The sequence below is a fragment of the Citrobacter sp. RHBSTW-00859 genome, assembly GCF_013729795.1.
GTDB lineage: Bacteria > Pseudomonadota > Gammaproteobacteria > Enterobacterales > Enterobacteriaceae > Citrobacter > Citrobacter braakii.
The window spans coordinates 1,728,222-1,750,227 of the sequence record NZ_CP056284.1; the positions used below are offsets into that span (position 1 = coordinate 1,728,222).

General features: G+C 52.2%; 18 protein-coding genes. 8 read left to right on the top strand and 10 right to left on the bottom strand.

Annotated features, from left to right (window positions below):
- Positions 1 to 2 precede the first annotated feature (2 nt).
- The 5 genes from HV302_RS08550 to HV302_RS08570 form a co-directional block, all read right to left on the bottom strand.
- Positions 3 to 1,562: a cyclic di-GMP phosphodiesterase gene (locus tag HV302_RS08550; RefSeq protein WP_181627197.1), complete on the bottom strand. Its 1,560-nt coding sequence runs from the start codon at positions 1,560 to 1,562 to the stop codon at positions 3 to 5.
- 172 nt (positions 1,563 to 1,734) lie between these two features.
- Positions 1,735 to 2,304: a bifunctional murein DD-endopeptidase/murein LD-carboxypeptidase gene (gene mepS, locus HV302_RS08555; protein WP_003027474.1), complete on the bottom strand. Its 570-nt coding sequence runs from the start codon at positions 2,302 to 2,304 to the stop codon at positions 1,735 to 1,737.
- 413 nt (positions 2,305 to 2,717) lie between these two features.
- On the bottom strand, positions 2,718 to 3,431 hold the full coding sequence (locus HV302_RS08560; protein ID WP_181627451.1) for a phosphatase PAP2 family protein: 714 nt from the start codon (positions 3,429 to 3,431) through the stop codon (positions 2,718 to 2,720).
- Between the two features lie 35 nt (positions 3,432 to 3,466).
- Positions 3,467 to 4,453 (bottom strand): CobW family GTP-binding protein, encoded by a 987-nt coding sequence (locus tag HV302_RS08565; protein WP_181627198.1) that lies wholly within the window; start codon positions 4,451 to 4,453, stop codon positions 3,467 to 3,469.
- Positions 4,454 to 4,572: 119 nt separating this feature from the next.
- Positions 4,573 to 6,039: a mannitol dehydrogenase family protein gene (locus HV302_RS08570; RefSeq protein WP_181627199.1), complete on the bottom strand. Its 1,467-nt coding sequence runs from the start codon at positions 6,037 to 6,039 to the stop codon at positions 4,573 to 4,575.
- Positions 6,040 to 6,241: 202 nt separating this feature from the next.
- On the opposite strand from HV302_RS08570, the gene uxuA reads away from it, so the two are divergent.
- On the top strand, positions 6,242 to 7,432 hold the full coding sequence (gene uxuA, locus HV302_RS08575; RefSeq protein WP_181627200.1) for a mannonate dehydratase: 1,191 nt from the start codon (positions 6,242 to 6,244) through the stop codon (positions 7,430 to 7,432).
- Positions 7,433 to 7,477: 45 nt separating this feature from the next.
- Here the strand turns inward: uxuA and pdxR are convergent, their stop codons facing one another.
- Positions 7,478 to 8,950: a MocR-like pyridoxine biosynthesis transcription factor PdxR gene (pdxR, locus tag HV302_RS08580; protein WP_181627201.1), complete on the bottom strand. Its 1,473-nt coding sequence runs from the start codon at positions 8,948 to 8,950 to the stop codon at positions 7,478 to 7,480.
- Positions 8,951 to 9,115: 165 nt separating this feature from the next.
- Here pdxR and torC point away from each other — a divergent pair, with 165 nt between their 5' ends.
- Genes torC through torD form a run of 3 tightly spaced genes read left to right on the top strand, consistent with a single transcriptional unit; the run spans position 9,116 to position 13,379 of the window.
- On the top strand, positions 9,116 to 10,255 hold the full coding sequence (gene torC / locus HV302_RS08585) for a pentaheme c-type cytochrome TorC (protein ID WP_181627202.1): 1,140 nt from the start codon (positions 9,116 to 9,118) through the stop codon (positions 10,253 to 10,255).
- A 3-nt stretch (positions 10,256 to 10,258) separates the two neighbouring features.
- Entirely contained in the window at positions 10,259 to 12,757 is a 2,499-nt protein-coding gene (gene torA / locus HV302_RS08590) for a trimethylamine-N-oxide reductase TorA (RefSeq protein WP_181627203.1), read from the top strand.
- On the top strand, positions 12,747 to 13,379 hold the full coding sequence (gene torD, locus HV302_RS08595; RefSeq protein WP_181627204.1) for a molecular chaperone TorD: 633 nt from the start codon (positions 12,747 to 12,749) through the stop codon (positions 13,377 to 13,379). The genes torA and torD overlap by 11 nt, the downstream gene beginning before the upstream one ends.
- 56 nt (positions 13,380 to 13,435) lie before the next feature.
- Here torD and yeiP read toward each other — a convergent pair whose 3' ends face one another.
- Entirely contained in the window at positions 13,436 to 14,008 is a 573-nt protein-coding gene (yeiP, locus tag HV302_RS08600) for an elongation factor P-like protein YeiP (RefSeq protein WP_016153740.1), read from the bottom strand.
- Between the two features lie 157 nt (positions 14,009 to 14,165).
- On the opposite strand from yeiP, the gene HV302_RS08605 reads away from it, so the two are divergent.
- Positions 14,166 to 14,420 (top strand): YkgJ family cysteine cluster protein, encoded by a 255-nt coding sequence (locus tag HV302_RS08605; RefSeq protein ID WP_181627205.1) that lies wholly within the window; start codon positions 14,166 to 14,168, stop codon positions 14,418 to 14,420.
- Here HV302_RS08605 and setB read toward each other — a convergent pair.
- Entirely contained in the window at positions 14,417 to 15,598 is a 1,182-nt protein-coding gene (gene setB / locus HV302_RS08610) for a sugar efflux transporter SetB (protein ID WP_181627206.1), read from the bottom strand. The genes HV302_RS08605 and setB overlap by 4 nt on opposite strands.
- A 368-nt stretch (positions 15,599 to 15,966) precedes the next feature.
- Here setB and fruB point away from each other — a divergent pair, with 368 nt between their 5' ends.
- From fruB to fruA, 3 genes are read left to right on the top strand one after another with little or no spacing between them, the layout of a single operon-like run.
- Positions 15,967 to 17,097 (top strand): fused PTS fructose transporter subunit IIA/HPr protein, encoded by a 1,131-nt coding sequence (fruB, locus tag HV302_RS08615; protein ID WP_016156988.1) that lies wholly within the window; start codon positions 15,967 to 15,969, stop codon positions 17,095 to 17,097.
- On the top strand, positions 17,097 to 18,035 hold the full coding sequence (gene fruK / locus HV302_RS08620; protein WP_003834544.1) for a 1-phosphofructokinase: 939 nt from the start codon (positions 17,097 to 17,099) through the stop codon (positions 18,033 to 18,035). Before fruB ends, fruK begins: the two co-directional genes overlap by 1 nt.
- Positions 18,036 to 18,051: 16 nt before the next feature.
- Positions 18,052 to 19,740, top strand: coding sequence for a PTS fructose transporter subunit IIBC (gene fruA / locus HV302_RS08625; RefSeq protein ID WP_181627207.1), 1,689 nt, complete (start codon positions 18,052 to 18,054; stop codon positions 19,738 to 19,740).
- A gap of 78 nt (positions 19,741 to 19,818) precedes the next feature.
- Here fruA and HV302_RS08630 read toward each other — a convergent pair whose 3' ends face one another.
- Together HV302_RS08630 and HV302_RS08635 are read right to left on the bottom strand one after the other, a co-directional pair.
- Positions 19,819 to 21,117 carry an anaerobic C4-dicarboxylate transporter gene (locus HV302_RS08630; protein WP_047500971.1) on the bottom strand — a complete coding sequence of 433 codons (1,299 nt, stop codon included), beginning with the start codon at positions 21,115 to 21,117 and terminating at the stop codon, positions 19,819 to 19,821.
- Positions 21,118 to 21,193: 76 nt separating this feature from the next.
- On the bottom strand, positions 21,194 to 21,913 hold the full coding sequence (locus tag HV302_RS08635) for an aspartate/glutamate racemase family protein (RefSeq protein ID WP_016153734.1): 720 nt from the start codon (positions 21,911 to 21,913) through the stop codon (positions 21,194 to 21,196).
- Positions 21,914 to 22,006 lie beyond the last annotated feature (93 nt).

Genomic DNA, 22,006 nt, shown 5'->3' on the forward strand with positions numbered 1-22,006 from the left:
GATCACCACGTCGGCTTATTGGGCTGCGCCATCCAACGCACGAAATCAGCAAGTTTTAATGGTCGGCTAATCCAGTATCCCTGGAAAAAATGCACCCCACGATCGCGCAGCCAACGGGCTTGCTCAGGCGTTTCAACCCCTTCAGCCACCGTCAGCATATTAAGACGCTTAGAGAGTGTCAACACGGCGTCCAGAACCGGAGAGGTCAGGGTCTCTGTTCCAATGGCGTTAATAAAGCCGCGATCGATTTTCAGGTAGTCAACGGTAAAGCGTTCCAGATAAATCAGCGCGCTATGACCGGTGCCAAAATCATCAATGGCAATTTCAAAACCTGCGGAATGAAGCCATTCAAAAAGCTTTGTGGCTTCGTGTTGATTAAGCATATCCCGTTCGGTGATTTCCAGCACCATCTGGAAATGGTTTGCGGGAAGCGAGGTCTGCAGGTGATGAATGTCGTCTTTAAACGTCTCGCCGTGCAGATGCGTTGGCGCGATATTGATCCCCAATTTTGCACCAGCGGGTAACACTTTTTGCAGCATCGGTGCGTCCTGGGCTATCAACATAAAGAGATGCTGGGTCAGCGGGACAATCATTTTCTGGGATTCGGCGTAGTGAATAAAAGCATCCGGTGGGATCTCACCCGTTGTCGGATGATTCCAGCGTAATAACACCTCTACACCTTTCACCTCCAGTGTCTGCACCTCTACCACGGGCTGGTACACCACATAAAACTGGTTATGTTTGATAGCGTTGAGGATATCTTTGCCCGGACGTAAACGGATGGTGTAGATGTAGTACCAGAGAAGAAGCGCAGCAATAATCCCCGCCATGCATCCCAACATAATCGAATACCAGACATCGGTATAGGTCCACTCATCGGCATATAAACGAATCTGTAGCGGAATACCTTCCACGGTCGCCTGCCGCCAGTGAGAGTGGGGCAGAGCGGAGGCATCAATAATCCGTGATGAAAATGTTGAAATCGCGTTATCACCGACGACTATGGCAATACCGTTAAAATCATCCTGTCGGGCGGTATAAAGCAGATAAGGGGCCAGATTAATATTCAGTGAGGTAAACACGCCGCTATCAGTGAACGATGGGTTCCGGTGCCAAATCATTATCGCCGGCTTGTTCGGCATCATGGGCGTACCGGGGAGTAATTCCACATCAATATTTCTGCTGATATCGAGGCTTGGGACCAGATCTAAAATCGGGGTGAACATTGCGCCCGTTGCGGAGGAGCAGAAAGCAATGCCGTTTTTGACCAGTAAAAATGCGCGAACGTTGAGGCTAAAGGCTGCGCTGGAGGTCAGTTGAGCAGCGACTTGTTGGCAACTGTTGGCGACCAGTGGCTGAAGGTCATCTGTGGTGGATTTGAGATCGGCGAAGTAGCTGCTGACATAATTCTGGATATCGGAAAGGAGCGTGTCGTACTTAATGTCTCGTTTATGCCAGGTCACGAAAAATTGCAGGGTACTCACCAGGAGCGCGACGATAAGCCCCGTTAACATACAGGAAAGCAGGATTTTCTGATTGGATGAAGAGGAGCGTTTAAACATAGTTCCTTATGTTTACCTGAGTTAACCGCTTATTCTGTATGAATATAACCTGAAATGACTCACCTTGTGAGATTTTTCTTAGTCACAAGACAAAGCAAAAAAAAAGCACCGCCGAAGCAGTGCTTTTCAAAATGTCTCATCAGGATAGCCAAGGGATAGCTGCCAAACGAAATTAACTGCGGCTCAGGACCCGGCGAGCTTCGTTGTAACGTTTTTTCCAGTAAGGTTCGTTCATGCTGGAAATGATAACGCCGCTGCTGGTCGAGGCGTGTACGAACTGGTTGTTGCCGATATAAATACCGACGTGACGGCCAGTGGAGCCAGCACGGAACAGAACCAGATCGCCTGTGCGCAGGTTAGTGCGCGAAACGGATTTACCCGTTTCCTGTTGTTCGTAGGTTGAGCGAGGAAGCTCTAAACCAAATTGCTCGCGGAACGTACGTTGTACGAAGCTTGAACAATCAATACCTTTTTTGGTGCTGCCGCCAAGGCGGTAACGCACGCCTTTCCAGTCAGCATACTGGTCCATAATACGTGATTTAACATCGATATTACGGACCATATTTTCAAATTCATCCTGAGAGGCTTGCAGTGAAGAGTTATCTCCATTGCCCACAGCATGCGTCTCAGAATGCATATTCCTGGCGGTGTTCGTTGTGCTACATGCAGAAAGCAGAACCGCAACTGCTATCGCGGGTATGCCCCGCAAGATATATCTCAAAATCGGTTGAGATTTGACCATTTTGTTTGTTTTCCCTTGAAGTCCTTAACGATAAATATCGTTATAAAAAATGCCAAACGTGACGAGACTAATTACCATCGCACGATGAGACAATTCTTTAAGGTCAAATCTGTGGCAGAACGCACAAATTTATTCCTGAAGAGAATAATTATCCCGCGAGGCAAAACGAGTTCGAGATTACCCGATCGGTCCGGTCATTGCGAGTGAATTTACGTGATTTCTTATAAGAAAAATTGATACAGAAAGTGAATAACCGGCATTGCCTAAATTAAGAACAATCGGGATAAAAAAGACGCAACCCAATCATTTTAAAGATGAATAAAATGACAGGAGAATGACAGCCAGAATGATGAAATATCGACAAGCATCATCAGGGAATCAGAGTTTTCCCTGATGATGTTAATTACTCTGCGTTATTTGTTTAAAAAATGTTTGTTTTTACCGGGCAGATAATTCGCAAACAGAGTGACTAATCGGTCGCTTAACGGTGTCATTAGCCACCAGGGCAGACCAATCAAGACGACAGTCATGGAACCGATCACGATATCGGTGAGCCAGTGAGCGCCAATCATTATGCGTGGAAAGGCAAAAACCACAGCGATAATAAGGCCGATTATTCCGGCGACTTTTCCGAAATAACGCAGCATAAATGCGGAAAAAATAAGCAGCATCATACCGTGATCGCCGGGGAAACTGTCTCTGGACGCATCTTTAGTCGGAATATGCAGCAGTTCGCTGACGCGATAAATATTATCCAGCATCAGAGTAGGGCTGGCGCGTTTAACGGGAATAAGCGCCTGGCCTAACTGATTTAATACCACTGCGGTGAGCAGCATAACCAGGCCAATAGCGACAATGCGTCGGCGACCTTCCGACGTTTCTTTCAGCCAAAAATGCAGCATCAAGGCGCCCATTGCCAGCAATGAGCAACCATCAAATGCCCGGTTATTGGTAATAGCAACAATCCACAAGAACTGCGGGCTTTCCACCAGTTTCTGGTTAAAGAAGCGGAAAACGCCCGTATCCAATGAAGACCAGATCCCATGTCCGGCAGGAAGATACCAGGACAGAAACAGCGTCAGCCCCGCAATATTGAGTAGGAGAATAAGAGGGTATCGGGTTTTCATCATCGTTTACCATTGCTATAAAAACGAAGGCAACCTTACGCGTTAGCGTCTAAACGAAGTCTCAACAATGCACTCTGTAGCGTATTCCAGTCGGTCTCAGTATCGGCGATGAGTTCAATACGGCTATCCGGTGGCGCGACGTTTTGCGTCTCAATATGCCAGTCGTCTCCCTGGCGGTTAATGCGCACCAGCCCTTCCTTTATACGCATGACACCTTTCACGCGCCCCACGGGGGCAAGACGGGACCATTCCAGCAGACCGATGGTATCGAACACCGTATCGGCGTCAAAAATCCAACCGCAGGCCTGATGGCCCTGGCCGCTGTTCAGGCTGCGCCGCCAGCGCTGCTGTGACGGCAGACTCAATGCCGCCAGTCCCTTTTTGTCTGCATGGCTATGGGCGTGCTCTGCGCTTGCAGGAAGCTCTGCCAGGTTTAGTCGGGGTAAATCCAGTAACTGCCCGTCAATTTGCCCATGGTCGGCATGAACCAACTGGCGATTACCGCCGTAGTGTTGCCACCAGGTTTGTAAGGCGTTTTCGCTTTCCGCTGTGGTGCGGTCGGCTTTATTGGCAACAATGATATCTGCGGCGGCCAGCTGATCGCGGAAATTGTCATTGGCGACGCTTTTTTCATCCATTAACAGCCGGGGGTCTAGAATACAGAGGGTCGCGCGCAGATCGATCCACGGTTCGTAAACTGGTGCGGTGAGTAAATCCAGAATTTGTTTAGGGTGTCCGAGGCCAGTGGGTTCAATCAGCAATCGATCGGGTTTTCCCTGACGCAGCAGCGTATTGAGGCCAACCTGCATCGGTAGACCGTTAACGCAGCACATACAGCCGCCGGGGATCTCTTTTAGCAATGCGCCGCTGTCGGCTAACAGGGCGCCATCAATACCTACTTCACCAAACTCATTGACCAGCACGGCCCACTTCTCTGCGGGATCCTTGTTCGCCAATAGATGAAGAATAGAGGTGGTTTTGCCACTGCCGAGAAAACCAGTGATGAGATTGGTTTTAGTCACAATTACTCCAGAATCATAAATTACCGTAATGGCATTTAACAATCCTGGCGAAAAATGGGGAAAAAGAGAAGGGGTGAGGGGACGAAGACGTGCTTCGTCCTGTTTAATGGCAGAAATCGTTAATTTTTTAACGTTTCAATGACAGCCTGATGTGCACCGTATTGGGCAATACGTTGCCAGGCCTGCTGAATGACCGCGACAAACTGCGGATTCTGTACGAGATCGGCGGAGAAAATCTCATGCAGCGAAAGCAGGGCGCTGACGCGTTCTGATTCAGTGCTCTGTGCCACCAGAGCGGCAATTTTCTCACTGAGCGGGTCACGAATATCAATCGTAGCGCCTGAATCATCCACACCGCTCACGTAGCGCATCCAGCCTGCGATGCCGAGCGCCAACAGCGGCCACTCGCTTTGACGTGATAAATGAACGCGTATCCCTTCCAGCATTCGCTGGGGTAATTTCTGGCTACCATCCATCGCGATTTGCCAGGTTTTGTGTTTCAGCGCCGGGTTGGCAAAGCGGTCCAGCAGGCTTAAGGCATACTGGTTTAAATCAACATCGGTAATTTGCAGCGTGGGGGCCTGTTCGGTGAGCATCAGCCGGTAAGCGGCTTCACGAAATGCGCTATCCTGCATACAGTCGCTGATGTGCTGGAATCCGGCCAGATAGCCGAGATAAGCGAGAAACGAATGGCTGCCGTTCAGCATCCGCAGTTTCATTTGTTCCCACGGCAAGACGTTTTCAACCATCTGGACACCCGCGGTTTCCCATTGCGGACGACCACAGACAAAGTTGTCTTCAATCACCCACTGAATAAACGGCTCGCAGCTGATTGCGCAAGGATCGGCAACGCCAAGCTCGTGGGCGATTTCAGCCAGCGACTCTTCGGTGGCGGCGGGAACAATGCGATCCACCATAGTACCCGGGAAACTGACGTGCTCCTGGATCCAGTGCGCCAGCTCAGGAGAGCGTTTTTCCGCCATCCCCAGTACGGCATTTTTTACCACATGACCATTGTCCGGGATGTTATCGCAGGGGAGGACGGTAAACGGCTGAAGTCCACGTTCACGTCGGCGGTGCAGCGCTTCTACGATTATACCGGGGGCGGAGTGCGGTTCAGCCGGTGTCTGTAGATCGTGAATAATACGCGCATTAGAGAGATCTAACGAACCCGTCGCCGGATCGATGCAGTAGCCTTTTTCCGTGATGGTTAACGAGACAATCGCGACCTGAGGCTCGCAGAATTTTTCAATAATGGCCGCCAGCGAATCCAGCGTGGCGTTCAGGCATTCGTTAACGGCACCGATAACAATAGGCTGGTTGCCGTTAGCCCCTTTTTCTAACACGGTAAATAAATGATCCTGTTCGCGAAGCTGATGCATCAGCCGATCGCCACTGAACAGGCTAATCTCGCAAATCCCCCAGTCTCCGCCCTGCGCATTCAGCACCCTGTCGGTTAATAACGCCTGATGGGCGCGATGAAAAGCACCGAAACCAAAATGTACAATCCGCGTTTTTAATTGTTGGCGGTCGTACCGCGGCATCATGACATTTTCCGCCAGTGGCGCTGAGGCAATAGTTTTCATTAAATACACCTGATTAACCATTAATTAACAATGGCAGTATAAAGTTATATGACAGCAAATTGAATTGGTGTGCCTTATTTATCCGGGGAATGTGAGCTGGATCAATCAATGATAGGCCATCTGTTGAACATCTTCGGGATGGCTGTATGGTAGTCGTCATTCGGGTAGTTTAATTTGGTATAACAACTTGTGGGGTGAAACAATGGAACAAACCTGGCGTTGGTACGGGCCTAACGATCCGGTATCGCTTGATGATGTGCGTCAGGCTGGCGCAACGGGTGTTGTGACCGCCTTGCACCACATTCCCAACGGTGAAGTGTGGCCGGTAGAAGAGATTCAACAGCGTCAGGCTATTCTGGCTGAAAAAGGGCTGACCTGGTCGGTGGTGGAAAGTATTCCTGTCCACGAAGATATCAAAACGCGTTCAGGCCAGTACCAAACGTGGATTGCCAATTATCAGCAGAGTATCCGTAATCTGGCGACCTGCGGCATCGATACCGTGTGCTATAACTTCATGCCGATCCTCGACTGGACACGTACCGATCTCGAATATCAGCTGCCGGACGGCTCCAAAGCGCTACGTTTTGACCAGATTGCTTTTGCGGCCTTCGAACTGCATATTCTTCAGCGCCCAGGCGCCGCAGCGGATTACACCGTAGAAGAACAACGCCAGGCGCTGAATTACTTCAATGCTATGAGCGATGCCGATATCGAAAAGCTGACCCGCAATATCATTGCCGGCCTGCCCGGTGCGGAAGAGGGCTATACGCTGGATCAGTTCCGTGCGCGCCTCGCTGAATATGACGGCATCAGCAAAGACGATCTGCGCGATAATATGGCGGTATTCCTGCGGACGATTGTGCCTGTGGCGGAAGAAGTCGGCGTGCGTCTGGCTGTCCACCCTGACGATCCGCCGCGTCCGATCCTCGGCCTGCCGCGCATTGTTTCGACTATCGAAGATATGCAGTGGCTGAAAGAAACCGTCGACAGCATCAATAACGGCTTCACCATGTGCACCGGTTCCTACGGCGTGCGCGCCGATAACGATCTGGTGAAAATGATCGAAACCTTTGGCGATCGAATCCACTTCACGCATCTGCGCTCCACCTGCCGTGAAGATAACCCGAAAACCTTCCACGAAGGTGCGCACCTGCAAGGCGATGTGGATATGGTATCGGTGGTTGCTGCCATCCTGAGCGAAGAACAGCGCCGTAAAAAGGCGGGCGATTTGCGTCCTATCCCGATGCGTCCGGATCACGGACACCAGATGCTTGACGACCTGCACAAGAAAACCAACCCAGGCTACTCCGCGATTGGTCGTCTGAAAGGGCTGGCGGAAGTTCGCGGCGTTGAACTGGCGTTAAAACAAACGCAGTTCCGCGATCTGCTGTAAGGGTAACAACAGGGATTGTGCCGCAGGCGCGATCCCTGAAATTCATCAAGGCTGCGCTAGCGCCTGCTCCAGTACCGACAGCACCTTTTTGATCTGCTGTATCTGCAATCCGCCAAACCCGAAAAACATAACAGCATCGCTATTCTCCCTACGCCATGCGGCTCCTGAGCCATTTTCTATATCTGGCAGAGTGTCAAAGCGGATCCCTGCCAGCAGGCAGCGCTGTTGCAGCCTGGCTATCATATCTGGGTGTCTGTCAACGCGTAACGAGAGGTGCAGACCCGCCGTTGCGCCAGCGATTTTCCCTGACGGAAACAGAACAGAAAGGCCATCGCGTAACAGATTGAGGCGCGCCGCATAGTTGCAGGCCAGCTTGCTGATGTGCGAGTAAAACACCTGATTTTGCATTAATTCGGCTAAAAATTGCTGCAATAGCCACTGACTGCCGTTGTTGTTGAGCGCTTTCATATTCTTTACTGCCGGGAGCAGTTCATCAGGACAAATGAGATAGCCAAGACGCGTTCCCGGCCCCAGCGTTTTGGAAAATGTCCCCATGTAGATAACCCGGTTGTGATAATCCATAGCTTTCAGGGCAGGAAGGGGGTTCTCGCCATAGGTAAAAACAGCATCGTAGTCGTCTTCAAGGATATAAGCGCCGACGCGCTGCGCCCACGTCAATAATGACTGACGGCGCTCCAGCGAAAGGACGCTTCCCATTGGATACTGATGAGCCGGAGTCACATAGCAAAGCTGGGTTTCATATGCGGGTAATTTATCTGTTTGCAGCCCGTGGTTATCTACAGCAATTGACGTAATGTCTGCACCGTAATAATTAAACAGATGCCATGCGCCAGAATAGCAAGGGGATTCGGCTACAACGTGGCACTTTTTTTGCTGACTGACGGCATGATGAACAATAAATATTTGACTGAGCAGCGACAATCCTTCCTGAATCCCATTGGTAATGATGATGTTCTCCGCCCGGGTATTAATGCCGCGAGATAAATTAAGGTACCTGGCTAGTTGCTCACGCAGTGAAAATAATCCATTTGATGAATGATATCGGGTAAACAATTGCTCTTTAAGTACGCTTGGCGCGTTATTCCATTTTCGCCAGCTTGCCCAGGGAAAAGCATTGGGATCGGGGACGCCCATCCGGCAGTAGCACTCCCGCCCAGGCTCTGCGTAAACATCGGTAGAGACCCCGGCCGCTTTTGGTGTTACTGGCGGAGAGCCCTGGGGTACGGACACATGCGCTGGGGTTACACGTACAGGCGTGGTGAATATCACCTCATAGCCAATGCCGTGTCGGCTCTTAATTAATCCAGCCGCCACCAGCTTATCATAGGCCATCACCACCGTTATTTTGGCAATGTTCAATGCCTGAGCCTGCTCGCGAATAGAGGGGAGTTTATCTCCACACAGCAAATCCCCCCGCTGAATGGCCTGTAAATAAAATTGAAATATCTGCAACTGCAGCGGAGTCCGGCTTTCTCTATCGAGAGTCAGTTTGAGCATGATAAATTCCTTATTTATAGATGGTAATTATATTACGGACTTCTGCTCTTTACTATTTGACGAACCTCATAGAGTGGATGCTGTTCCTATAATCTGCCTTCGCTGTCTCTATTTTTGATTTTTATTATCCCTTAGCGTGTCGCTATTAAAAAAATGGAGGCAAGCATGTCGTGGATAAGAAAAAACGCACTATGGTGCGCATTCGCCGGGGCGGTAGCAATGGCCCTGGCTATTTGGGGAACGTGGCAAGGCGTTCATTACACCAGTTCTACCGAGTTTTGTTTATCGTGTCACTCGATGCGCACATCTGGCGAGGAGTATAAAACCAGCGTGCATTTTCGTAATGCTTCTGGTGTGCGTGCGGAGTGTAAGGATTGTCATATTCCGCCAGGCATCGTCCCAACGCTGGTTCGTAAAACGCAAGCCTTAAACGACCTCTACCACACCTTTATCTCTCCTTCGATCGATACCCCGGAAAAATTTGCCGCAAAGCGGGCGGAGTTGGCCCAGCGAGAATGGGCGCGCATGAGCGCGAATAATTCAGCGGCGTGTAAATCCTGCCATAGCTACGAGGCGATGGATCACGGCAAGCAATCGGCAAATGCAGCGGCGCAAATGACCACGGCGGCGGCAAAAGACAGTAACTGTATCGATTGTCACAAAGGCATTGCCCATCACAAACCCGATATGAGCAGCGGTTTTCGCGATCGTTACCAGCAGCTGCAGCGTCAGGGAGAGCAGTTACCCACGGCGACGACGCTGTATTCGTTAGGCGAAAAATCACTGACTGCGACAGCAGAGAGTCCGGCAGGTAAAGCCATGCTGTACCCGGCAACGCAAGTGCGTGTGCTGAAAAGAGAAGGAAAAAACCTTCAGATAGAGCTGACCGGCTGGCGGGAAAGCAAAGGACGGGGACGGGTGATTACCCAGTATATGGGTAAACGCGTTTTTGCTGCCGTATTAGATGCCTCGCTGATGAGCAACGTGAAGGTTGAGCAAACTCAGGTTGATCCGGAGTCGCATCAGGAGTGGCAGCAGGTCAGCGTGACAGCCTGGAGTTCGGCGGAGGGGTTTACCGACAATATTGACCCCCTCTGGCAATACGCCGATCAGATGTTGCAATCCACCTGTAGCGCTTGCCACAGCACGCCGCCGCCGACCCGTTATTCCGCGAATGGCTGGATCGCCGGACTGAAATCCATGTCCACCTACTACCGGCTTAATCCGGTGGAAGACCGTACGTTGTTGAAATATCTCCAGACTCACGCCAGCGATATACCTCAACCTAACAATTCAAAAGGATAATTTATGGATATTCATGATTTTAATCCGTCACGTCGACGGTTTTTAAGCGGAATGCTGGCAGTCGGTGCCGTCAGCGCTTTAGGGCCAAATCCACTGATCTCAAAAGTCTGGGCAGCGGGTGAAAACCCGGAGCAATGGATCCAGTCTGGCTCGCACTTTGGCGCTTTTGAAGCCAAAGTCGTGAACGGTGAATGGGTCGATACCCGCCCCTTCAAACATGACAAATACCCCTGCGATATGCTCAATGCCGTTCGGGAGGTGGTCTACAACCCATCGCGTGTGCGCTACCCGATGGTGCGGCTGGACTGGCTGCGCAAGCGTGAAAAGTCAGATCGCAACCAGCGCGGCGATAATCGCTTTGTCCGTGTGAGCTGGGATCAGGCGTTGGATCTGTTCTATGAGGAGCTTGAACGAGTACAAAAGACCTACGGATCTTCTGGCGTCTTTACCGGGCTGGCGGACTGGCAAATTGTTGGCAAATATCATAAGGCCGGCGGCGCGATGGATCGGGGACTCGGCTTGCACGGTAGCTATGTAACGACCGTCGGCGACTACTCGGCAGCCGCAGCGCAGGTGATTTTACCGCATGTGATTGGTTCGCTGGAAGTTTATGAGCAGCAAACGTCACTCCCGCTGGTTATCGAAAATACCCAAACCATCGTGCTGTGGGGCTGCGATCCGATCAAGAATCTGCAGATCGAGTTCCTGGTTCCCGATCACGATGCGTTTGGTTATTGGCAGCAGATTAAAGAAGCGGTTGCGCAGGGTAAGATGCGCGTTATCAGCGTTGATCCGGTGCGTAGCAAGTCGCAAAACTATCTTGGCTGTGAGCAGTTGGCGCTACGACCGCAAACGGATGTCGCGTTATTGCTGGCGCTGGCGCATACCCTGTACGAAGAAAAACTGTATGACGTGGCGTTCATTAACGATTATACCGTGGGCTTTGAACAGTTCTTGCCGTATCTGCTTGGGGAAAGCGACAAGCAGCCGAAAAATGCCGAATGGGCGGCGGAAATCTGCGGTCTGACGGCGGAGCAGATCCGCGACTTCGCCCGCCTGCTGGTCAAAGGCCGGACACAGTTTATGGGCGGCTGGTGCGTGCAGCGTATGCACCATGGCGAGCAGTATCCGTGGATGCTGGTGGTGCTGGCCAGCATGGTTGGCCAAATTGGCTTGCCGGGCGGCGGAGTAGGGTTTGGCTGGCACTATAACGGCGGCGGGACGGTCACTTCTGCCGGTCCCGTCCTGTCCGGCCTCGGGAGCATCAACAATCCCCCGGCCGCGAAATACAAAGCGGATTTCCGCGGCGCTTCAGAGCATATTCCTACCTCGCGAATGATCGATTGTCTGCTGGCGCCAGGCAAAAAGATCGCTTTCAACGGTGAAACATTAACTTTCCCTGATATCAAAATGGCGATTTTCAGCGCCGCCAATCCGTTCCATGCGCAGCAGGATCGTAACCGCATGATCGAGGCGTGGAAGAAGCTGGAAACCGTGGTCGTTCTGGATCATCAGTGGACAGCATCCTGTCGTTTTGCCGATATCGTCCTGCCTGTGACCACGCGCTTTGAGCGTAATGACATTGAGCAGTTCGGTACACACTCGAATAAAGGGCTGATGGCGATACATCAGGTGGTTAAACCGCAGTTTGAAGCGCGAAATGACTTTGATGTCTTTGCCGGTCTGTGCAAACGCTTTGGTCAGGAAGAGACATACCGCGAAAAGCGGGATGAAATGCAGTGGATAAAAGCCATTTATGATGAGGGCGCGAAAACGGGAGCGTCCCTTGGCGTGAGTATGCCGAACTTCGGGAGCTTCTGGCAGGGCGAAGGATACATTGAATATCCTGCCGGGAAGCCGTGGGTGCGTCACGGAGAATTTCGCGAACAGCCGGATATCAACCCGTTAGGAACACCCTCTGGTCTGATTGAAATTTACAGCAAAACCATCGCGGGCTTTGCCTACGAGGACTGCCCGGGGCATCCGGTGTGGATGGAACCTTTTGAGCGTATCCATGGCAGCAAAACAGATAAATATCCGCTGCATCTGCAGTCCTGCCATCCGGATAAACGTCTGCACTCCCAGTTGTGCTCAAGCGAGGCGTTTCGTAACACCTATGCGGTGGCAGGAAGAGAGCCGCTGTACATGAGCCAGTCGGATGCCCGCGCACGTGGCCTGAAAGCCGGGGATATTGCGCGCGTGTTTAACGCCAGAGGCCAGGTGCTGGCCGGGGTGGTGATCAGCCCGGATTACGCGCCTGGCGTCGTCCGGATTCATGAAGGCGCGTGGTATTCGCCGCAGGAAGGCGGGAAAGCGGGCACATTATGCACTTATGGCGATCCGAATGTGCTGAGTGCGGATATCGGTACATCACAACTGGCGCAGGGGCCTTCGGCGCATACGGTGCTGGTCGAGGTGGAGCGATACCAGGAGAATGCCCCGCAGGTCACGGGCTTTGGCGGGCCGGAGGTTGTGAAAGAGGAGGGGGCAAGTGCAGCATAATCACATTCATCAACAGCGGGCGGCGGTGTACCAGTGGTTTTCGCAACTGCTGTTCCGCGAGCTGGACGAGGAGCAACTCATCCGCCTGGAAAGCGGGGAAAGCCGAAAGTGGCTGGCGTCGTTGACGGCTATCCCTGGGTTATCCGTTGATGTCAAAAACCTGGAACGTAGTCTCGTTCGGACGCTGCGCCGGGAAAGCCGACAGCTGGAGCTGGCGGCGGACTATGCCTCGTTGTTTTTGCTGGCACCTCCTGGCGGTGTTTCTCCTTATGCGGGGCATTATCCGCATACGACCGTGCCTGAAGAACGCAAGGAAATGAATGTGCTGTTAGTCGAGCATGGGCTGACACCGCAGGACAACGAGCCTGCCGACCATATTGCTGTACAGCTGGCACTGATGGCGAGAATGGTTACCAAAAAGGAGACGTTATCGGCGCAATATTACTTTTTGCATCATCACATTATGTGCTGGGCACCCCTGCTACGGGAAAGTTGTTTACACCGGGACGAAGAGGGGGTTTATCCTCAGGCGGTTAACGTCATAACGCATTTTATGCGTGAGGATGAGCTGTATCTGGAATCTCTGTTGGTGGATGATTTTTACCTCAGCAGCCAGGGCTGAAAAGAACAAAGGGACAGCAAATGCTGTCCCTTTTCACCGCTGTCGCAGCAGAAAAGTTAGTCTGCGCGGCCCATGTAGCGACGTTCTTCGATATGAATACGGATTTTTTCACCTGCACTCAGATATTCAGGAACCAGGATAACCAGACCGGTGCTCATGGTCGCTGGTTTGTTACGCGCACTTGCTGACGCGCCTTTAATGCCCGGTGCCGTTTCAACGATTTCCAGGTCTACCGTTTGCGGCAGTTCAAGCGCCAGCAGCTGGCCGTCCCAGGTCAGTACCTGCATATCCGGCATTCCGCCTTCCGGGATGAACAGCAATTCTTCTTCAATCTGATCTTTGGTGAAGGTATACGGGGTATAGTCTTCTTTATCCATGAAGACGTATTCGTTGCCATCGACATAGGAGAAATCAACGCCACGACGGCTCAGGGTGACGGTATCAACGATGTCATCACCTTTGAAGCGCTCTTCAACTTTCAGACCGGTACGAACATCAGAAAAACGCATTTTGTACAGCGTGGCGGCGCCACGTGCGGTTGGTGATTGAATATCAATATCTTTTACAATCAGCAGTTTGCCGTTGTAATTCAGTACCATACCTTTTTTAATTTCGTTCGCTCTTGGCATCGAAAAAATCCTGTAATGAGGAGTGTCTAAAATATCGCGTAAAACTACTCGCGCCGGGGCATTCAGGCAAGCGGAATTGATGCTTTTGCTGGTGCAAAAAAGGTGTTACTGTGCGCTTCCTGCACAATCCGATGGTTTACGATAAAGAGAGTACTGTATGGAATGCCGTCCGGATTGTGGTGCATGTTGCACTGCGCCTTCAATTTCCAGTGCCATCCCCGGCATGCCTGATGGCAAGCCCGCTAATACACCATGCGTTCAGCTGGATGAATCCCTGCGCTGTAAAATTTTTGCTTCGCCTCTGCGGCCAAAAGTGTGCGCCAGTTTACAGCCCAGTGCGGAAATGTGCGGACAGACGACGCACCAGGCCATGGTCTATCTCATCGAGCTCGAGGCGCTGACCGCACCTTAAACGTCCTTGATGCGCGTCAGACACGCGACGGTGGCGACGATCATCACCAACGCAAACCAGAATACCGCGTGATAGTTCCAGATTTCAGCGGCAAGACCCGCCAACGATCCGGCAATAATCCAGCCCACGCGAATGGTATTTGTATAGAGAGTTGTGGCTGAACCCGCTTGTCCCGGCATCAGATCCTGGAAATAAAGCATGCCAATCCCGCCGAGGATGCCGATGTAAATCGCGTTCAGCAGTTGTAAGCCAAGCAATATCGCCGGAGAGTGGGCCAACAGCATGCCGGCATAAAAGAAAAATCCGGCGACAACGGCGATTCTCATCAACAGGCGTTTGCCCAGACGCTTCGCGAAGTATCCGGCAATCAACATGGTTGGGATTTCCAACCCCGCGGCAGTTCCCATCATGATGCCCGCCAGCTTTTCCGGCAGATGCAGTTCGTTGATAATAAACAACGGCATATTAATGATATAGAGACTGTTAGTCCCCCACATTAACGTGCAGATAACAAACAGTAGCAGCGTGTCGCGTCGATTGCGGCGCGGGGCTTCTACCGCGCCTGTCGCGAGAGGCACGTTTTTACTCATCGAGGGTAAGAACAGCCAGACCATTACGCCGCAGACAACAAACGCCACCGCCGCGCTGAGGTACATCACCGTAAAGCTAAACCCCATGGCGAGCGCGTAGGCCAGCGGCGGGCCAATCACCCAGGCCAGCGAAACCTGCGCACGTAATATTGAACTGAACATGACGGCTTCCCGACCCGTACGGTCGGCGTGCTCGCGGGCGAGAGCAAACATTTGCGGGTTGGCGGTCGAACCGAAGCTGCTGAGGAATACCCCGACAAACAGCATAATAAAATAGTTACGGTTCCAGGCGAACAGCACGCAGGCCAACATCCCCAGCACGCAGCAAAACACAATCAGGTTTTTGCGATCGCCTTTTTTATCTGAACGTCCGGCCAGAAACTGACTCACCAAAATGCCGATTACGGCGCTACCGGTAAAAAAGAACCCGACCATGCCGGGACGGGCATGGACTTCATCCGTCAGAAAAAGGCTGAGCGTTGGCGTCTGCAACGCACCGGCGATACCCGTCAGAAATGCGACAAGCAGGAACGCCGAAGACGTTAAATCAAACGCCTTGGGTGTGGCGGCTACGGGGGTGTTGTGCATGTTTTGATATCAATAATGTGAAGAGACGCGGAGTTTACGCTGCTTGTCAGAAAATAAACAGGGAGCCAAATCAAAATCGGCATCAAAAATCAAAATAGCATTTCAGTCAGAGAAAGCAGTTTGCTGACGCTGCTGAATCTGACAAGCTGACGCCGTTTTTGCGTCAGCAATTTTTTCTCCTCCGCGGAGAAAATGTGCGTTATCTCTAAATTCAGCAAGTAATTTGTCAACTTTACTTGTGTGCTGAAGAAAAAAGAGCAAGACTTCTTGAAACGTTTCAGCGTCATCTCGCCATAACTGATGGAGTCAGGTGACGCCTTTTTTCTCATGTTAGCTGAATCGTTTCAAATCAGCGGGAGAGGAGAACCATGTTCCAGTTATCTGTTCAGGATATTCACCCGGGCGAACAGGCCGGGAATAAAGAAGAGGCTATTCGCCAGGTTGCCGCTGCCTTAGTGCTGGCAGGTAACGTAGCGGAAGGCTACGTCGATGGCATGCTGGCGCGTGAACAACAGACGTCCACGTTCCTCGGCAACGGTATTGCTATTCCTCACGGTACGACGGACACGCGCGATCGGGTGCTGAAAACCGGCGTGCAGGTGTTTCAGTTTCCGCAGGGCGTGATCTGGGGTGAAGGGCAGGTTGCTTATGTGGCAATCGGCATCGCCGCCAGCTCTGATGAGCACCTCGGTTTACTGCGTCAGCTGACGCATGTGCTGAGCGATGACTCCGTCGCTGAACAGCTGAAATCTGCGACCACGGCGGAAGAGTTGCGCGCGTTGCTGATGGGGGAAAAGCAAAGCGAACAGCTGAAGCTTGATAACGAAACGCTGTCGCTGGACGTCGTTGCCAACTCGTTGGTCACGCTGCAGGCTCTCAACGCCGCACGGCTGAAAGAGGTCGGCGCGGTTGACGCCACCTTTGTGGCCAGAGCCATTAATGAGCAACCGATGAATCTCGGTCAGGGGATCTGGCTGAATGACTGTGCTGAAGGCAATGTGCGCAGCGCCGTTGCGGTCAGCCGCGCAGCAACAGCGTTCGATGTACAAGGTGAAGCGGCAGCCCTGCTGGTGACCGTCGCCATGAATGACGAACAACCGGTTGCGGTGCTGAAGCGCCTTGGCGATCTGCTGCTGAATAATAAAGCTGACCGTTTGTTGAAAGCCGATGCGGCAACGGTGCTGGCGCTGCTGACCAGCGATGATGCCTTAACTGATGATGTACTGAGCGCCGAATTTATTGTGCGCAATGAGCATGGTTTACACGCCCGCCCGGGCACCATGCTGGTGAATACGATTAAACAATTTAACAGTGAAATTACCGTGACAAATCTTGATGGAACCGGCAAGCCGGCGAATGGACGCAGTCTGATGAAAGTTGTGGCATTAGGCGTGAAGAAAGGACATCACCTGCGCTTTACCGCCCAGGGTGAAGATGCTGAACAGGCGCTGAAAGCGATTGGCGAAGCCATCGCGGCGGGTCTTGGGGAGGGCGCGTAATGAGCAGACGTGTTGCTACTATCACCCTTAACCCAGCCTACGATCTGGTGGGTTTCTGCCCGGAAATTGAACGCGGTGAAGTGAACCTGGTTAAAACGACCGGTCTGCACGCGGCAGGGAAAGGGATTAACGTCGCTAAGGTTTTGAAAGATTTAGGTATCGATGTAACGGTGGGTGGTTTCCTCGGTAAAGACAACCAGGATGGTTTTCAGCAGTTGTTCAGCGAGCTGGGTATCGCCAACCGTTTTCAGGTTGTACAGGGGCGTACCCGTATCAACGTCAAGCTGACCGAAAAAGACGGCGAAGTGTCCGATTTCAATTTCTCCGGCTTTGAAGTCACCCCGGCTGACTGGGAACGCTTTGTGAATGACTCGCTGAGCTGGTTGGGCCAGTTCGACATGGTGTGCGTCAGCGGCAGTTTGCCGACCGGCGTTAGCCCGGAAGCATTCACCGACTGGATGACGCGCCTGCGCAGTCAGTGTCCTTGCATTATCTTTGATAGTAGTCGTGAAGCACTGGTCGCCGGTCTGAAAGCGGCACCATGGCTGGTGAAACCAAACCGTCGTGAACTGGAAATCTGGGCAGGCCGTAAGCTGCCAGAAATGAAAGATGTGATTGAAGCTGCACATGCGTTGCGCGAGCAGGGTATTGCTCACGTGGTGATTTCACTTGGCGCGGAAGGTGCGCTGTGGGTTAACGCTTCGGGTGAGTGGATTGCTAAACCGCCGTCAGTCGAGGTGGTAAGCACCGTAGGCGCGGGTGATTCAATGGTTGGCGGCCTGATTTACGGCCTGCTGATGCGTGAATCCAGTGAACACACCCTGCGTCTGGCAACCGCTGTTGCCGCCCTGGCGGTAAGCCAAAGCAATGTGGGCATTACCGATCGTCCTCAGTTGGCCGCAATGATGGCGCGTGTCGACTTAAAACCGTTTAACTGACAGCAGGAGAGGCATAATGAAAACGCTGCTGATTATTGACGCTAATCTCGGCCAGGCTCGTGCTTATATGGCGAAAACCCTGCTTGGAGCGGCGGCGCAGAAAGCGCATCTGGAAATTATTGATAATCCTAATGATGCCGAACTGGCAATTGTTCTGGGCGACACGCTTCCTGCCGACAGTTCGCTGAACGGCAAAAAAGTCTGGCTGGGCGATATTGGTCGTGCGGTTGCGCATCCTGAACTTTTCCTCAGTGAAGCGAAAGGCCACGCAAAACCTTATAGCGCTCCGGTTGCGACAGCGTCCGTGGCCAGTAGTGGTCCAAAACGCGTGGTGGCGGTGACGGCTTGTCCAACTGGCGTTGCCCATACGTTTATGGCCGCTGAAGCTATTGAAACGGAAGCGAAAAAACGTGGCTGGTGGGTGAAGGTTGAAACCCGTGGTTCTGTTGGCGCAGGCAATGCCATTACGCCGAAAGAGGTGGCTCAGGCGGATCTGGTGATTGTGGCGGCTGACATTGAAGTTGATCTGGCGAAGTTTGCCGGAAAACCAATGTACCGTACTTCAACTGGCCTTGCGCTGAAGAAAACGAAGCAGGAGCTGGACAAAGCGCTGGAAGAAGCAACGCCGTACCAGCCTGCCGGCAAAGCGCAGTCTGCAACCACTGAGGGTAAGAAAGAGAGCGCTGGCGCGTATCGTCACCTGCTGACGGGCGTATCCTACATGCTGCCGATGGTGGTTGCTGGCGGTCTGTGTATTGCACTCTCATTCGCTTTTGGTATCGAAGCGTTCAAGGAGCAGGGTACGCTGGCGGCGGCGCTGATGCAGATTGGCGGTGGTTCAGCTTTCGCGCTGATGGTGCCGGTTCTGGCGGGCTACATCGCGTTTTCCATCGCTGACCGTCCGGGTCTGACGCCAGGTCTTATCGGCGGTATGCTGGCGGTGAGCACCGGTTCCGGCTTTATTGGCGGGATTATTGCCGGTTTCCTTGCCGGTTATGTGGCGAAGCTCATCAGCACGAAGCTGAAACTTCCGCAGAGTATGGAAGCGCTGAAACCGATCCTGATCATTCCGCTGCTCTCAAGCCTGGTGGTTGGTCTGGCCATGATCTACCTGATCGGTAAACCAGTGGCGGGCATTCTGGAAGGTCTGACCCACTGGCTGCAAACCATGGGAACCGCGAATGCGGTGCTGCTTGGAGCGATTCTGGGCGGCATGATGTGTACCGATATGGGCGGTCCGGTTAACAAAGCGGCGTATGCTTTCGGTGTGGGGCTGCTTAGTACGCAAACCTATGCGCCGATGGCGGCGATTATGGCGGCGGGTATGGTGCCTCCGCTGGCCCTGGGCCTGGCAACGCTGGTGGCGCGTCGTAAGTTCGACAAAGCGCAGCAGGAAGGCGGTAAAGCTGCGCTGGTACTGGGCCTGTGCTTTATTACCGAAGGGGCTATCCCATTTGCTGCCCGTGACCCGATGCGCGTTCTGCCTTGCTGTATCGTTGGCGGCGCGATTACCGGAGCTATCTCGATGGCGGTGGGGGCTAAGCTGATGGCGCCGCACGGCGGTCTGTTCGTGCTGTTAATCCCTGGCGCAATCACTCCGGTGGTTGGATACCTGCTGGCCATTATTGCCGGTACGCTGGTAGCCGGTCTCTCCTACGCGGTGCTGAAACGCCCGGAAGCAGAGGTTGTGGCAAAGGCGGCCTGATTTAACGCTGACATCCGGGGCAGAGATTTCTCTGCCCCTTTTTTTATCCATTAAATCTGCCCGGTAGTGTTAACCGGTTCAGGCAATCATTGGCGCGATGATAAAACCAAAGGCAACGCCAGCAATGATCCCGCCAAGCCCTGGCAACATAAACGGATGGTTTAAGACATACTTACCCACGCGCGTTGTCCCGGTGGTGTCGAACTCCATTGCCGCCAGCGAAGTCGGATAAGTTGGCAGAACAAACACGCCGGTCACTGCGACATAGGAAGCCAGAATGGCCCATGTGGGTACGCCGAGCGCGACGGCAAGAGGGATAATCAGCGGCGTGGTGGCTCCCTGCGAATAGAGAAGCGCGCAGGTACCAAACAGCACCAGCGCCAACAGCATCGGATAAGCCCGTAGAATATCGCCCGCGATATCCTTTATCCCCGTTAAGTGGGCATCAATGAAAGTTGTGCCCAGCGTAACAATACCCAGAATTACTGCCAACGAACTCATACCCGCCCGAAACGTGGATGTCAGGACAATCGCGTCTGTTGATGTTTTGCATAGCACCACCATCAGACACGCGGCAGCTAGCATGCAGATAATGATAATATCCCGGGTATTCATGGGGTTACCTGCATCGAATCCAGGGCGCAATTGAGGGCATGCGGCAAGAATAACGATGACCACCGTTGCCAGCATAAACAGGGCGACTGACAGTCTGGCACCTGGCGTTGTGCTGTTTTGCCCTGCATATTTACGCACCAGTCCTTTTTGCAGGCGTTCCAGATAGACTTCATCATCCTGTAGCTCACATCCCTGACGTGAGGCGATAAAAGCGGCGACCATCGCGGCGACAAATGAGGCAGGCAGACAAACCGCCATGACCTGAATAAAGCTGATACCGTTGCCTTCCATAATAGTCAGCATAGCGGCCATTGCGGCACTGATCGGCGAACCGGATATCGCCACCTGAGAAGCGACTACGGAGCCTGCGAGCGTACGGGAAGGGCGAATACCTGACTCTTTGGCAACTTCGGCAATCACTGGCAGAGTAGAAAAGACGATGAACCCTGTTCCCGCCATAATCGTCATCGACCAGGTGATAATCGGCGCAATAATATTGATATATTTAGGGTTACGGCGCATAAAATTCCCGGCAATGCGAACCAGATAATCCATGCCTCCGGCGGCCTGTAGCGCCGATGCCGCCACCACCACCGTCATAATAATAAGAATAACGTCAACGGGGGGGGAACCAATTTGCAGCCCAAATCCCAGCGTTAAAATAGCCAGCCCCAGCCCGCCGCATAAACCAATACCAATTCCGCCAAGACGGATACCGAAAAATATTGCGCCCAACACTACGATAATTTCTAGCCAAATCATAATGGCCTCCGCCAGAGAGTAATTTGTAATTAAAATGGATTTTTATTTAATGCAACAATTAAACAGGTATGGACATTCATTGTGCCAAAAGGTGATTTTTACCAACGCGTTTCTCGTACCATTTAATACCGGCACGAACCAACGAACCGGTTGAATCAATATATTTCTCAGGTGACTTGTTGACTGCTTCGGCAAGAATGACAGGAACTTCAGTACATCCGAGCACGATGACTTGTGCCCCGCGTGAGAAGAGTGCTTCAGCCTGTTCATTCATCAGCGTTTGCGCCCGCTTAGCATCACCAGCTTTTAAGCAATAGATACTTTCCATCACTTTTTCCTGACTGGATGAGTCAGGGCTGATGCAGGTTAACCCAAGAGATTCTATGCCTTTTTGATAGAGGCCCATGTATAAAGTGGCGTTGGTGGCGAGTAATCCGATTTGCGATTTCCCGCAGTTTTTAACCTCATTGATGGTCGTTTCAACGATACTGAGCAGCTCTGTATGGCAGCACGCTTTTAATTCATTAAACCAAAAGTGGGCGGTGTTACAGGGGATCACAATACACTCGGCGCCAGCATCTTCGAGTTTATGCATATAATCGCGCATTGCCGGAAGTGGGGAATGACCATGATGCATTAACGCGTCGGTTCGGTCAGGAATGTCAGGAATAGATGAAATAATTAAGGGGATATGTTCCTGGTCACGTTGCGCAGCGGTAAAAGTGACGAATTTATTAAACAGATCGACCGTTGCAGCAGGTCCCATACCACCAAGCACGCCAATTAAACCTTTCACGATATATACCTCAATTCACCGATGATTAATATTCAGAGCTGGGTTGTGTCTGCTGATAATGTTTAACAGCAGTGAGACGTGAGGAGAAATGCA

Bases quoted from the DNA above. Each gene is read 5' to 3' on its own strand.
- HV302_RS08550 (WP_181627197.1), bottom strand. From the start codon at position 1,562: ATGTTTAAACGCTCCTCTTCATCCAATCAGAAAATCCTGCTTTCCTGT.
- mepS (WP_003027474.1), bottom strand. From the start codon at position 2,304: ATGGTCAAATCTCAACCGATTTTGAGATATATCTTGCGGGGCATACCC.
- HV302_RS08560 (WP_181627451.1), bottom strand. From the start codon at position 3,431: ATGAAAACCCGATACCCTCTTATTCTCCTACTCAATATTGCGGGGCTG.
- HV302_RS08570 (WP_181627199.1), bottom strand. From the start codon at position 6,039: ATGAAAACTATTGCCTCAGCGCCACTGGCGGAAAATGTCATGATGCCG.
- uxuA (WP_181627200.1), top strand. From the start codon at position 6,242: ATGGAACAAACCTGGCGTTGGTACGGGCCTAACGATCCGGTATCGCTT.
- pdxR (WP_181627201.1), bottom strand. From the start codon at position 8,950: ATGCTCAAACTGACTCTCGATAGAGAAAGCCGGACTCCGCTGCAGTTG.
- torC (WP_181627202.1), top strand. From the start codon at position 9,116: ATGTCGTGGATAAGAAAAAACGCACTATGGTGCGCATTCGCCGGGGCG.
- torA (WP_181627203.1), top strand. From the start codon at position 10,259: ATGGATATTCATGATTTTAATCCGTCACGTCGACGGTTTTTAAGCGGA.
- yeiP (WP_016153740.1), bottom strand. From the start codon at position 14,008: ATGCCAAGAGCGAACGAAATTAAAAAAGGTATGGTACTGAATTACAAC.
- HV302_RS08605 (WP_181627205.1), top strand. From the start codon at position 14,166: ATGGAATGCCGTCCGGATTGTGGTGCATGTTGCACTGCGCCTTCAATT.
- setB (WP_181627206.1), bottom strand. From the start codon at position 15,598: ATGCACAACACCCCCGTAGCCGCCACACCCAAGGCGTTTGATTTAACG.
- fruB (WP_016156988.1), top strand. From the start codon at position 15,967: ATGTTCCAGTTATCTGTTCAGGATATTCACCCGGGCGAACAGGCCGGG.
- fruK (WP_003834544.1), top strand. From the start codon at position 17,097: ATGAGCAGACGTGTTGCTACTATCACCCTTAACCCAGCCTACGATCTG.
- fruA (WP_181627207.1), top strand. From the start codon at position 18,052: ATGAAAACGCTGCTGATTATTGACGCTAATCTCGGCCAGGCTCGTGCT.
- HV302_RS08630 (WP_047500971.1), bottom strand. From the start codon at position 21,117: ATGATTTGGCTAGAAATTATCGTAGTGTTGGGCGCAATATTTTTCGGT.